Below are 12452 nucleotides of genomic sequence, written 5' to 3' on the forward strand. Positions count from 1 at the left end.
GAAGATATACCTCGATGACTCACGTCTGTAACGAGAGCGGGTCGGTCGTCGGTGTCGTGCTGGGCGCCGGTGCCGGCACCCGGTGGGGTGCACCGAAGGTCACCGCGCACGATTGGCTGTCCCGCGCGGTCACGGCCCTCGCCGCAGGCGGGTGCGACCGGGTGGTCGTCACCCTCGGGGCGGCCGACGTCACGGTCCCCGAACCGGCTGTCGCCGTCAGGGTGTCGGACTGGCGGTCCGGGGTGTCGGCCTCGGTGCGTGCCGGGATCGCTGCTGCCCGCGCAGTTCCCGACCTGGCCGGGGTGGTGGTGACGTTGGTGGATCTCCCCGACGTCGACGCGGCGGTCGTGGCGCGGGTCCTGTCGGTGGCGCAGCGGTCGCCGAGCGCGTTGGTGCGCGCGGTCTACGACGGGCGGCCCGGTCACCCCGTCCACCTCGGCGCCGACCACCTCGACGCGCTCGTCCCGACCCTCACCGGTGATCGCGGTGCCGGCCCGTTCCTGGCGGCTCGTGCCGATGTGGTGACCGTCGAGTGCGGTGATCTCGCGACCGGCCGCGACGTCGACGAGCGGTGATCGTCAGGCGCTCTGCTCGGACGGGGAGACGACCGACCCGTGGACCGGTCCGCGGGTCGACGAGAGTGGCAGACCCGACGCCGCGTGCCGGCGTGCGGTGATCTCGGCCGCCACTGCGAGGGCGACCTCCGCGGGTGTGCGGGCGCCCAGGTCCAGGCCGATCGGGCTGCACAGACGCGCCAGCTGCGACGCCGTCAGACCGCGACCCCGCAGTCGTCGCGTCCGTTCGTCGTGGACCTGCCGGGACCCGATCGCCCCGACGTACCCGAGGCGGCGGGCGCGCAGGGCGACCTCGAGGAGGTCGACGTCGACGCGGAGATCGTGGGTGAGCGCGCAGACCACGGTGCGGTCGTCGACGGTGCCCGCGGCGAGTTCCGTCGAGAGGTGGTCGGCAGGCCTGGCCACGACGACCTCGTCGGCGGCGGGGAAGCGCCGCGCGGTGGCGAACTCCGCGCGGTGATCGCAGACGGTGACCCGATGTCCGAGGAACGACCCCTGCTCGGCGACCGCCGCAGCGACCACGGCCGCGCCGTAGACCAGCATCCGGGGGCGCGGCGGATGGACGTCGACGAACACCGACACCCCCACGCCGGGGCGACCGTCGGGGCGTACGTCGACGACGCCCGGGTTCCGGGTGTCGAGCATGGTCCGTGCCGTCTGGCCGATCACCCTGTCGAGCCGCGGTGACCCGAGGGTGCCGACGATCCCGATGTCCCGGACCACGAGTGTGGTGCCGACCTGGTCGGGATCGGGATGGTCGACGACGGTGGCGGTCGCGACCGCGCGCCCGGCGGCGCGGTCGTCGGCGACCGTCGTCAGATGGGGAGCGGCGGCCTGCGACACCGCGGTGACGAAGACGTCGAGTGTTCCCCCGCAGGGCAGCCCGACCGCCACCAGGTCGTCTCCGGCGTCGTACCGGTGCACCGACGGACTCGCACCCGCGAGCACGTCACGCATGCACTCGACCACGTCGGCCTCGACGCATCCGCCCGAGACGGACCCGGTGATCGAACCGTCCGGCAGCAGCGCCATCGTCGTGCCGGGAGGACACGGTGCCGATCGCGTCGCTCGCACCACGGTGGCGACGGCACACACCTCGCCCGCGCGCCACGCGGCGAGGATGTCGGCGCTCACATCGGGCACGGCGCTCCTCCTCCTGAGATCACGCGACCCTAACCCCGTGAACGAGATCTTGACGGGTCGAGCCACGATCTTGACGCGGTGACCCCTACCCGCGACGCCGAGCGGCGAGCAGGCTCGACGACATGGCCGCACCAGTCGACTTCACCCGTCCCGTCCGCGTCGAATCCTCTCTCGCGGAGATCGATTCGTTCGTCCGCATCGATTCCCCGATGCACTACCGACTCCGTCCGACCTGCCCGGGCCGACTCGTCTCGGTCACGTGGGATCGCACCCACAACCCACCGCGTGCGACGTCGGGGCACATCGTTCTCGACGACACCGTCACCGAGGGGGTGATCGCCGTCGGGGGGCTGTACGCCGTCACCGACACGGTCCGCGACGCGGTGGAGTCGGCGGGCCTGAGCGGTGTCGAGTTCGGCCCGGTCTCGGTGACCCGCGACCGGCACATGATCGACATGCGCGAGCTGCCGCGCCTGCACACCCTGGTGCTGACCGGACGGGCCTGCCGCGACGACGTCGCGCCGTGGCGGTGCGAGTCCTTGGCACTGTCGCTGCGTGCGGCGCGCACCCTGTGGGGTGCCGACGCCGCACTGCTCCCGCGCACCACCGTCCTCGACGTGATCGGACTCCCGGACTAGGGGGCGGCGGTCAGCTCGTGCCGACCCGGTGCCCGTCGAGGAAGTCCAGCAGTTGCCGGGTGGCGGTGCGGGCTTCGGGAATGCGCTTCATGATCCAGTTGTGGAACATGCCGCCGTGGATGTGCAGGTCGAGCGGGACCCCGGCCACCGCGGCGTCGCGGCGGAGCATCGTCGCGTCGGGCATCAGGATGTCGCGGGTGCCCACGAACACGGCGATGGGCGCGAGGCCGTCCAGGTCGGCGTGCGCGGGGCTGAGGTAGGGGTCGTCGAGCGGCTTGTCGGCCGCGTACCACCGTCCGGCCTGCCGCAACCCCTCGATCCCCAGTTCCGGGTCGGTCGGGTCGATCAGGATCGATTCGGGATCGTCGGTGGCGAGGTTCAGCCACGGTGAGAACAACGCGATGCACGCCGGTTGTGGTCGGTCGTGATCACGCAGATCCTGGGCGATGGTCAGTGCCATGCTGCCGCCGGCGGAGTCGCCGAACAGGACGCGGGCGTGCGCCGGGGTGTCTCGGGTGATCTGCTCGTACCCGGCGAGCGCGAACGGGACGATGCGGCGGTGGTCGTGGCTCGGTGCGAGCGGATACATGGGCAGTGTGTAGCGACACCCCAGCGCGTCGACGATCCGCCGCGCGAAGTGCCAGTGGTGGGACTCGGGAGACTCGACGAACCCGCCGCCGTGGAAGTGCACGATGTGCAGGTCGGTGCGGACCCCGGACCGCGGGGTGAGGGTGAAGCAGGGGAAGCCCTCGACGTCGGTCTCGTCGACGCGCAGGTGTCGCCGCAGCGAGCGGGGAGGACGGGCGCGCGACGCGTCCTGGTGCTGGGGCAACTGCTCGCGCATCGTCGCTGCGCTGGCGTAGAACCGCTTCCGTCGTCGGAGTCGGATCTGGGCGATCAGCATCCGGGCTCGCCATGACACCGTTCCGGCGACGGTGTGGGTCCTGGTCGTGTCGTGCTCCTGGTGCATGAGATGGGGGTCCCCCGTTCCCCGCCGGTTCATGCATCACACGGATGGTGATGTGGTTCTCATCCGCCGTCTACGAATCGGACGACCCCCACGCCGGGTCACGGCCCGTCTGCGCGACGATCCGATCGAGGCGGCCGGCGCCGTCGAACAGCGGCCCGACGGGCCCGAACGGACCGTTCGCGCTGGACCCGAACGCGTCGTCGTCCGTGCCGGGGGCGAACATCTCGAGGAACTCGTCGACGCGGTCCAGCATCGAGGACGCCACCTGCACCTCCTGCCCGGTGGCCCGGGCGAGGTCCCACGCGTGGACGGTCAGTTCCTCGGCCGCGACCACCGCGTTGTCGGCCGCCGACATCGCGACGCCGCCCACCGTGACCTGTCCCTCCCACGCGGTGCCGCGACGCCAGGCGGCCGCGAGCTCCTCCAGTCGAGCCGGTATCGCGGTGCGCCAGTCGTCGACGAGTGCGTCCGGCGGCTGCAGCGGGTCCTTCCGCGCGTTGCAGGTGAACACGTCGACGAACTGGTGGATGTGGGCCAGCAGGTCCCGCACCGTCCAGTCGTCGCAGGGCGTCGGACGATCGAGGTCGTCGGCGCGCACACCGCCGATCAGTCGTGTCATCTCCGTGGTCGCCGGTGCGAGATCGAACATGGGTCACCTTCTCGGACGCAGGGTCGTGTCACCGGGTGTGACCCGCCGAGTCCCACGAACTCATCGCGACGGCGGAGATCGTCGTACTCTCACCGCACCCGAGGGGGTGTGAGAGGTGGCGTCGATGCGGGAGTCGGGCGTGATCGTCTGCGGACAGACGGGCATCGCGGTACCCGTCACCGAACACCTCCTCGCCGCCGGGGCGCCGGTGACCGTCGTCGTGCGCGGCGGTGACACCGCCGGTCGGGTCACCGCGGAGCGCTTGGACATCCCCGTGGTGGTCGTCGCCGGCGCCGTCGAGGAGGCGTTGCTGGCCGCAGGTCTGGCCACGGCCGACGCGGTGGTGTGCGTCGAGGACGTCGAGATGGCCAACCTGGAGACCGCGCTGGTCGCCCGCCGTCTGCGACCGGACGTCCGCATCGTCACCCGCCTCGCGAACGCGACCGTCGCCGGTGCCATGTCGGCCACCGACGTCGGCCACCGTGACACCGTCCTCGACGTGGCCGACCTCGCCGCGCCGTCGGTCGTCGAGGCCTGTCTCGGGATCACCACCCACCGCATCACCGCCGCCGGCATCGATGTCGTCGCCGCGACCGTGCCGGTCCGCGCCGAGGGAACCCTGCGCGAACAGTTCGGCGACCTCGCCCCGCTGGCCGTGTCTGCGCACGACGGCGACGTCGTCGCGTGCCCCGGCCGCGACCACCGGGTCTCGCCGGGTGACGTGGCGACGATGCTCGGCACCGTCGACGAGTTCGCATCGCACGGACTGACCGTCGACGAGCAGGCGCAGACCGGTCACCGGCCGCGGCCGCCGGGGATCGCGCGTCGCGCCCGGGCCGCGGTGCGGTCGTTCATCCGGGACGCGAACCCGAACTTCTTCCGGATGCTGGTCGTCCTCGTGCTCCTGATCGCGGTGTCCACGACGATCCTCCGGTTCTCCTACCGCAAACCCGGGATGAGCGTCCTCGACGCGGTCTACTTCAGCTCCGAGACCATCGCGACCGTCGGCTACGGCGACTTCACCTTCGCCGATCAGCCGACGGCACTGCGCATCTACTCGATCTTCCTGATGTTCCTCGGCCTCACCACGACCGCGATGGTGATGGCGTTCCTCGCCGAACTGCTCATCTCGCGGCGGATCGCCGAGGCCGCGGGACGTCGTCGCGCGCGGTTCATGAGCGGTCACGTCGTGGTGATCGGGCTGGGCGCGTTCGGCATCCGGGTCGCCCGGGACATCGCCGCCCGCGGCCGCGACGTGGTGATCGTCGAACGGTCCTCGGACAACCGGTTCCTGTCGGTGGCGGCCGCGGCGTCGATCCCCGTGGTCATCGGGGACGCGACGCTCGCGTCCACCCTGGCCGACGCCCGCGTGCACACCGCGGGTGCGGTCGCGGTGTTGACCAGCGACGACATGGTGAACATCGAGACGGGGACCGCCGTCCGCGGCGCACTCGGCGACGCCTGGTCCGACAAGGGCGATCGTCGTGGCGTCCCGGTGGTGCTGCGGGTGTTCGACCGCACGATGGGTGACGCGGTCGCGCACCGCTTCGGGTTCCGACACGTGCGGTCGACGACGGAACTGGCGATCCCGTGGTTCGTCGGCGCCGCCCTGGGTCTGACGGTGCTGAGCACGTTCACCGTCCAGTCCCTGTCGTTCGTGGTGGGTCGGCTGCGGGTCGAGCCCGACGGCGGTCTCGTCGGGGTGGCGATGCAGGAACTCTCCGCGCACACCCGGGTGATCGCGATCCGCCGCCACGACACCGGCGACCTCGAGTACCCGCCCCGGCGGGGTACCGCCTTCGCCGCCGGCGACGAGGCGGTCGTCGTCGGTCCGCACGAGGAACTCCTCGCAGTGCTCGAACACCAACGGGTGGGGTGAGGACGCCCACTGCGTGTTGGATGGTGGACGTGACCGGAATCGATGTCGACGTCGTCGTGGTGGGCGCCGGACTGGCGGGTCTGCGATGCGCCGGGGTGTTGCGTCGTCGGGGCCTGGACGTGGTGGTGCTGGAGCGGTCGGACGGTCCGGGCGGACGGGTTCGCACCGACACCGTCGACGGGTTCCGCTGTGACCGCGGCTTCCAGCTGATCAACCCGTCGTATCCCGCGTTGCGGCGTCACGTCGATCTCGACGCCCTCGATCTGCGCGTCGCCGGCCGCGGTGTCCGCGTCGTCGGCGCCGACGGCGCGGTGCACACACTGGCCGATCCGATCCGACACCCCGACCTCGCCCGCACCACCGCGGCCTCCGCGGTGTCGCTGCGTCTGCTCCGCCCGACCGCGGTGACGGGTGCCGTCCGATGGGCCCTGCCCGCGATCGGGCCGGTTCGCCGCCTGCAGGCGCGGCCCGATGCCGCCGTCGGCGACGACTGGGACCGGTACGGCGTCGACGGGCCCCTGCGTGACTCGGTTCTCCTGCCGTTCCTGTCGGGAGTCCTCGCCGACACCGAGGGCGTCACCTCGGATCGCTATGTGCGCCTGGTGCTGCGGAGCTTCCTCCGCGCGACACCCGGGGTGCCCGCCATCGGGATGCAGGCGCTGCCGGATCAGCTCGCGGCGCGGTGCGGGGCGACCATCCGCTACGACACATCCGTCGAGGAGGTCGACGAGGCGGGGAGTTCGGTGTCGGTGCGGACCGCGGGCGGTGAGCACCTCGTCGCGCGGGCGGTCGTCGTCGCGACCGACGCGTCCGACGCCGCGGACCTCACCGGCGTCGCGACCTCCCCGATGCGCGGACTGGTCACGTGGTGGTTCGCAGCCGACGACGAGCTGTCCGACGAGTTCCTCCGGGTCTCCGGGTCGGGCGGTCCGCTCGCCAACACGGCGTGCATGAGCGCCATCGCCCCCGACTATGCGCCGCCCGGCCGCACCCTCGTGCAGGCCAGTTCCGTCCTGCAGGGTGACACCCCGGTCGACGAGTCGGTCGTCCGCGAGGAGCTGGCGCGGCTGTGGCAGACGTCGACCTCAGGGTGGGAACTGCTGACCCGCAACATGATCCGACATGCTCTGCCGTCCCAGGCGCCCGGACTGCCCGTCCGCCGGCGGGTCCGTGTCGGCGAGCGCACCGTGATGGCCGGCGACCACCGCGACACCCCGTCCCTGCAGGGTGCGATGGTCTCCGGCGGGCGCGCCGCGTCGGCCGTCCTCCGCCTGCTCTGACCAGTGCTCAGCGGGTGGAGTCGATGCGGTCGACGACGAGGTCCGCGATCCGCGAGGGATGGGTCTCCGGCAGCCAGTGCCCACCGTCGTCGACGACCTCGAACCGGTACCTCGCCAGGACGTGCGCGGCGGTGTCGACGGCGCCCGCCCGGGTGAGGAACGTGTCGCGCGCACCCCACACATAGGTCGTCGGCACGGTGACCTTCCCGGTGCCGCTGCGCATCCCCCGTGCGATGGCCCGGTAGTAGTTCATCCCACCGGTCAGGGCGTCGGTCCCGACGACCCGCTCGCGCACGATGGTGATGCTCTCGTCGTCGAGTCCGGACGCCCGGAGGGAGGGCACCATCCGATCGCCGGCGGCACGGACGATCCGCTCGGGCACGCCGGGGATCTGGAACGCCGCCATGTACCAGGAATGCAGGGCCTGCGACGACGTGACGAGCGCGCACAGGAACGCCGCCGGGTGCGGCACCGACAGCGCCGTGTAGGAACGGAGCACCTCGGGGCGGTTCGCGGCGACACCCCAGCCGACCGTCGCACCCCAGTCGTGGCCGAGCAGGTGCACCGGTCCCCCGACCGCCTCGACGAGCGCAGCCACGTCGGCGACGAGTTCGGGCAGTGCGTACGCACGGCGGCCCGTCGGCCGGGCCCGCGGACTGTATCCGCGCTGATCGGGCGCGATCGTCCGGACACCGCGCGTCGCGAGCTCCGCCGACACCCGCCGCCACGATTCCTTGGTCTGCGGGAATCCGTGCAGCGCGACGACCACGGCGCCGTCCGCGCCCGGGCTGTCGAGTGGGCCGATGTCGGCGACGTCGAAGGTGTACGAGCCCCGGGAGAACTCGGTGATGCGCTCGGTCATCGTCTGATCCTGACACGCGGTCAGGGGCGACCCCGCACGCGTGCGTACAGCTCGGCGAGTTCGTCGACGACCTCGGCGACGTCGAGGGCTGCGACGCCGGACGCGCGCAGCGCCCGTGTCAGTCCGTCGCTGTCGAGGTCGGTGAGGACGTCGAAGTCCGGCGGTTCGGGAAGCAGCGGGAGGACCCCGATCGCGAACGGGTCGTCGCTGGGGCGGCGGGGCGGGGAGTCGGTCGGCGGTGGGTTCGAGCCGTCGACCGGACCCGCACGCATCCGCGTCAGCAACGTGGGCACGTCGGCGCCCATCATCGCCAGCGCCACCCCGGGGCTGTCGTCGATGCGAGCGGCGAGTTCGTAGGCGACGGCGAGGACGTGGATGCAGTGCGGTTCGTCGTCGGGACAGGAGCACTCGACGACGAGATCGGCGGCCTCGGTGGGCAACACCATCGCGCCGAGGGTCGACGGCTGTTCCCCCCGCGCCACGGCGAGCAGGTCGTCGGTGGCGTCCTGGGCCCGCAGCAGCGTGACGACCGTGTCGGGTTCGACGGTGCGGAAACGCAAACCGGTCTCGAAGGGCTCGAGCTGGCTGCCCTGGACCAGTGCGGTGACGACACCGGGGCGGACACGGAAGTCGTGGACCTGACGCTCGCGGAAGTAGCCGCGCGCCTTGTTCACGCGGCGGGTGTCGGAGGGACGGTCGGCGACGGCGAGCATCGCCCGCGACCAGGGGGTGCGCCCGTACCCCCGCAGAGGGGTGTCGGCACGTCGTCGGGAACCTGTGCCCCGGGATCCTCCCCGCGGACTCACTCGCCGACCGCCTCGTCGCGGAGCCGGATCAGGTCGTGCAGTTCGTCGTCGCCGATGTCGGCGAGCCAGTGCTCGCCGGAGGTCACCGTCAGATCGGACAGCACCCGCTTGTCGCGGATCATCGCATCGATCCGTTCCTCGATGGTGCCGATGCACACGAAGGTGCGCACCTCCACCTCGCGCCGCTGGCCGATGCGATGCGCCCGGTCGGTGGCCTGGTCCTCGACGGCGGGGTTCCACCAGCGGTCCACGTGCAGGACGTGATTGGCCGCGGTGAGGTTGAGGCCGGTACCGCCGGCCTTGAGCGACGCGATCATCAGCGGCGGGCCGTCGCCGTCCGCGAACTGCTCGACCATCGCGTCACGCGCGGCGCGGCCGACACCGCCGTGCAGGAAGGGCACCGGCGCGTCGAGCCGGGCGGCGAGCCACGGCGCCAGCATCTCGCCGAATGCGGTGAACTGTGTGAACAGCAGTGCGCGTTCGCCGTCGGCCACGATCGTGTCGACGATGTCGGCGAGGAGTTCGAGTTTCCCCGACCGGTGGGCGTTGCGACGCAGCAGCGGCGATCCGTCGCCCAGGAAGTGGGCCGGGTGGTTGCACACCTGCTTGAGCCGGGTGAGGGCCGCGAGCACCGTCCGGACGCGGTGGCCCTCGTGGGTCGCGTCGGACTCGGCCTTGCCCAGTGCCGCCATGAGGTCGTCGGTGACCGCCCGGTACAGGGCGGCCTGTTCGACGGTGAGGTTGGCCCGCACGGTGAGCTCGGTCTTCGCGGGGAGGTCGGACACGACGCCGGGATCCGTCTTCACCCGCCGCAGGATGAACGGCGAGGTGATCGCCGACAGCCGTCGGACGGCGTCGGGGTCACGCTCACGTTCGATCGCCTCGGCGAAGCGGGCCTTGAACACCGACGGCGACCCCAGCAGCCCCGGGTTGACCAGGTCGACGACGGCCCGCAGATCCTCCAGCCGGTTCTCGACCGGGGTCCCGGTGAGTGCGATCCGGTGACGGGCGGGGACGGCACGCACGGCCTTCGCCGCGGCGGTCGACACGTTCTTCACGTGCTGCGCCTCGTCGACGACGATCCGTTCCCAGCGCACCGCGCCGAGGGACTCCCTGTCGCGCACGGTGAGCGCGTAGGTCGTCACGACGACATCGGCCGAGGCCACCGCCGACGCGAACCGTGCGGCGCGCGTGCGGCCGGGCCCGTGGTGGACCAGCACACGCAGATGCGGTGCGAAACGGGCGATCTCGCGTTCCCAGTTGCCGACCACCGACATCGGGCAGACGATCAGCGTCGGTCCGGGGTCGTCGTCGAGGTCCTCCTCGCGCTCCGCGCACAGCAGCGCGATGACCTGGATCGTCTTGCCCAGTCCCATGTCGTCGGCGAGGACGGCACCGATCCCGAGGTCGGAGAGGTGGGCGAGCCACTCGAGGCCACGGTGCTGATACGGGCGCAGGACCGCGTCGAGCGTCTCCGGGGCGCGACGCGGCTCGGGGCGGAGGCCACCCTGGTCGGCGATGTCGTCGAGCCACGACAGCCCCGACACCGACGTCACCGGCAGGCCGGGGCCGCCGGCGCCGGTGACGAGACCGAACAGCTCACCCATGTCCGGGGGGTGGCCGGACGCCGCGAGCGCCTCCTGGGTGGTGATGAACTCGGCGGCCCGACGCAGGGACGCGCCGTCGGCGCGGACCCACACCCCGCGGACCCGGACCAGACTGCCCTTCTGCTCGGCGAGGGAACGCAGCTCACCCTCGTCGAGGACGGTGTCTCCGAGGGCGAGTTGCCACTGGAAGTCGCGGATCTCGGCGAGGCCCGCCACGACCGATCGACGGACCGTCGCGCCCGGTGCGGAGCCCCGCAGGGACAGGGTGGGCGTCGCCACGGCGATGGTCCGCGGGAGCAGGACGCCGATCCCGGCGTCACCCAGGGCGGTCGCCCCGTGGTCGAGGAGCGCGCCGACGGTCTCGGTGTCGACGAGGAAGTCGAGGGTGTGGTCGTCGTGGTCGGCGTGACCCAGTGGCGCGAATGCCCGTACAGCGGCGGCGATCTCCGTCGTCACCTCGTCGAGTTCGAGCGGGGTCAACCGACGGATCTCGAGGGGGTCGTCGCCCTCGGGGGTGCGGCGGCAGACCTGCAGCCGCCACCGCTCGGCGTCCATCTCGACGAGGTCGGGGTCGGTCGGTGCGGTCGGCTCGTGCAGGCGCAGGATGAGTGAGCTCTCACCCTCGCGGACCGCGTCGGACCAGTCCTGCCACGTCCGGGAGGCGGTGGCCGCACGGTCGGCGGGGATCGCGCTCTCGCCGTCGGGCAGGAGCGACCGTACGAACGGCGAGCGCAGCGATCCCGCGGGAACCGATCGGCACCGCTCCCGGCAGGTGAGGTCGACGACTTCCCGGCAGAAGTCCTCGACGGCCTCCGGTCCACCGTTCTCGACGAGGACCTGGGGGGCCGCCGCCGAGGCCTGGGACAGCCACGTCCGCCATCGGGCTGTCGGGACCGGGGCCCACCGGACGCTCCACGACCCGCCCGCCCAGACGATCGACGGCGTCACGGCGCCGGAGGTGACGAACCGTCGGACCGCCTGTGCGACATGGCGATAGAACGCGAGCTCACCGCCGGGTGCAGTCCCGAGATCGGGGTCGTCGAGGAGTGACACGGACGCGGTCGGTCCGAGCGTGAGGGTCCCCGCGTGCACGGTGGCCTCGCCGAGCCGGACGGCGACCGTACGTCGCAGCGACCGACCGGTGAGCAGCGTCGCGATCGGCGCCGGGAGGTCGTCGCCGGGTTCGGAGACGGGGGCCCCGGTGTCGTCGGCGAACCACAGCGACAGTCCCACCCCGGGCCGCCACAGCGCATGCGTCGGCGGTGTGGGGCTCACGACGTCATCGTGGCACGGGGCCCCGACAGCCACGATCGGCCCGAGGGGCTGCTCACCCGGCCGCGAGCAGATCCACGTGACGGACGACGGCGTCCAACGACGCCTCCAGGGGTGCCGTGTCGCGCTGGATCTGCGCCATCATCAGCCCACCCTGCAGCGCTGCCAGCGTCGAGAGCGCGAGGGCGGAGGTGTCGACGTCGCCGGCGATCGCACCGCGCGCACGCATCGTCTCGTACCCGCGACGGATCGCGCGTTCCCAGCGCGCGAGGGCCGCGGCGACCGCGCCCCGGGCGTCGGGGTCCGTCTCGGCCAGCTGCGCGCCGAGTGACCCGAGGGGGCACCCGCCCGAGCAGCCACCCAGGCGCTGGTACTCGACGATGCCCGCACACCACTTCCGCAGCCCGTCGATCGAGTCGAGCTCGGCGAACACCTCCTCCTGGGTGCCGACGATCGTCTCGTCGTGGTGGGCGATCACCGCGCGCACGAGCTCGTCCTTGTCGGAGAAGTAGTGGTAGATCTGCGAACTGCTGACGCCGGCCCGGTCGCGGACGTCCTCCATGGTCGTCCCGGCCACCCCGGTGTCCAGCATCAGTTCCGCCGCCGCCGTCACGATGCGCGCGCGGGTCTGGCGGCCCCGGCTCGTCAGCGGTCGTCCGGTGTTCGTCACCACGGTGTCGATCGACATCTGGCCAGCCTAGAGTTTCTGGAGTGGACAGTCCAGTTTCTGCGCGGCACCGTGGGTCGCACAGGGGGACCCGCCCGGTGCCC

The 12452-nt window shown here is 72.1% G+C and carries 11 protein-coding genes; 4 read left to right on the forward strand and 7 right to left on the reverse strand.

Going from position 1 to position 12452, the window contains the following annotated elements:
• The first annotated feature begins 14 nt into the window (after positions 1-14).
• Entirely contained in the window at positions 15-575 is a 561-nt protein-coding gene (locus ACXVUM_RS07890; protein WP_458521271.1) for a nucleotidyltransferase family protein, read from the forward strand.
• A gap of 3 nt (positions 576-578) precedes the next feature.
• Here the strand turns inward: ACXVUM_RS07890 and ACXVUM_RS07895 are convergent, their stop codons facing one another.
• Positions 579-1718, reverse strand: coding sequence for an XdhC family protein (locus tag ACXVUM_RS07895; protein ID WP_458521272.1), 1140 nt, complete (start codon positions 1716-1718; stop codon positions 579-581).
• Between the two features lie 122 nt (positions 1719-1840).
• Between ACXVUM_RS07895 and ACXVUM_RS07900 the strand changes: the two genes are divergently transcribed.
• Positions 1841-2356 (forward strand): hypothetical protein, encoded by a 516-nt coding sequence (locus ACXVUM_RS07900; protein ID WP_458521273.1) that lies wholly within the window; start codon positions 1841-1843, stop codon positions 2354-2356.
• Between the two features lie 10 nt (positions 2357-2366).
• Here ACXVUM_RS07900 and ACXVUM_RS07905 read toward each other — a convergent pair whose 3' ends face one another.
• Entirely contained in the window at positions 2367-3260 is an 894-nt protein-coding gene (locus ACXVUM_RS07905; protein ID WP_458521274.1) for an alpha/beta hydrolase fold domain-containing protein, read from the reverse strand.
• 136 nt (positions 3261-3396) lie between these two features.
• Positions 3397-3975, reverse strand: coding sequence for a TIGR03086 family metal-binding protein (locus ACXVUM_RS07910; protein ID WP_458521275.1), 579 nt, complete (start codon positions 3973-3975; stop codon positions 3397-3399).
• A gap of 124 nt (positions 3976-4099) precedes the next feature.
• On the opposite strand from ACXVUM_RS07910, the gene ACXVUM_RS07915 reads away from it, so the two are divergent.
• Positions 4100-5854 (forward strand): potassium channel family protein, encoded by a 1755-nt coding sequence (locus tag ACXVUM_RS07915; RefSeq protein ID WP_458521276.1) that lies wholly within the window; start codon positions 4100-4102, stop codon positions 5852-5854.
• 29 nt (positions 5855-5883) lie between these two features.
• Complete coding sequence (locus ACXVUM_RS07920; RefSeq protein WP_458521277.1) at positions 5884-7134, forward strand: NAD(P)/FAD-dependent oxidoreductase; 1251 nt, start codon at positions 5884-5886, stop codon at positions 7132-7134.
• Between the two features lie 7 nt (positions 7135-7141).
• Here ACXVUM_RS07920 and ACXVUM_RS07925 read toward each other — a convergent pair whose 3' ends face one another.
• From ACXVUM_RS07925 to ACXVUM_RS07940, 4 genes are all read right to left on the reverse strand, one after another.
• On the reverse strand, positions 7142-7996 hold the full coding sequence (locus ACXVUM_RS07925; protein ID WP_458521278.1) for an alpha/beta fold hydrolase: 855 nt from the start codon (positions 7994-7996) through the stop codon (positions 7142-7144).
• A gap of 20 nt (positions 7997-8016) precedes the next feature.
• On the reverse strand, positions 8017-8709 hold the full coding sequence (locus ACXVUM_RS07930; RefSeq protein ID WP_458521279.1) for an SWIM zinc finger family protein: 693 nt from the start codon (positions 8707-8709) through the stop codon (positions 8017-8019).
• Between the two features lie 89 nt (positions 8710-8798).
• Positions 8799-11684: a DEAD/DEAH box helicase gene (locus tag ACXVUM_RS07935; protein WP_458521280.1), complete on the reverse strand. Its 2886-nt coding sequence runs from the start codon at positions 11682-11684 to the stop codon at positions 8799-8801.
• A 52-nt stretch (positions 11685-11736) separates the two neighbouring features.
• On the reverse strand, positions 11737-12369 hold the full coding sequence (locus tag ACXVUM_RS07940; RefSeq protein WP_458521281.1) for a TetR/AcrR family transcriptional regulator: 633 nt from the start codon (positions 12367-12369) through the stop codon (positions 11737-11739).
• Between the last annotated feature and the right edge of the window lie 83 nt (positions 12370-12452).

This window comes from Williamsia sp. SKLECPSW1, from assembly GCF_054332755.1.

Excerpts from the sequence above, each read along its gene's own strand:
- ACXVUM_RS07940 (WP_458521281.1), bottom strand. The coding sequence starts at position 12,369 with ATGTCGATCGACACCGTGGTGACGAACACCGGACGACCGCTGACGAGC.
- ACXVUM_RS07915 (WP_458521276.1), top strand. The coding sequence starts at position 4,100 with ATGCGGGAGTCGGGCGTGATCGTCTGCGGACAGACGGGCATCGCGGTA.
- ACXVUM_RS07930 (WP_458521279.1), bottom strand. The coding sequence starts at position 8,709 with ATGCTCGCCGTCGCCGACCGTCCCTCCGACACCCGCCGCGTGAACAAG.
- ACXVUM_RS07900 (WP_458521273.1), top strand. The coding sequence starts at position 1,841 with ATGGCCGCACCAGTCGACTTCACCCGTCCCGTCCGCGTCGAATCCTCT.
- ACXVUM_RS07925 (WP_458521278.1), bottom strand. The coding sequence starts at position 7,996 with ATGACCGAGCGCATCACCGAGTTCTCCCGGGGCTCGTACACCTTCGAC.
- ACXVUM_RS07890 (WP_458521271.1), top strand. The coding sequence starts at position 15 with ATGACTCACGTCTGTAACGAGAGCGGGTCGGTCGTCGGTGTCGTGCTG.
- ACXVUM_RS07905 (WP_458521274.1), bottom strand. The coding sequence starts at position 3,260 with ATGCTGATCGCCCAGATCCGACTCCGACGACGGAAGCGGTTCTACGCC.
- ACXVUM_RS07910 (WP_458521275.1), bottom strand. The coding sequence starts at position 3,975 with ATGTTCGATCTCGCACCGGCGACCACGGAGATGACACGACTGATCGGC.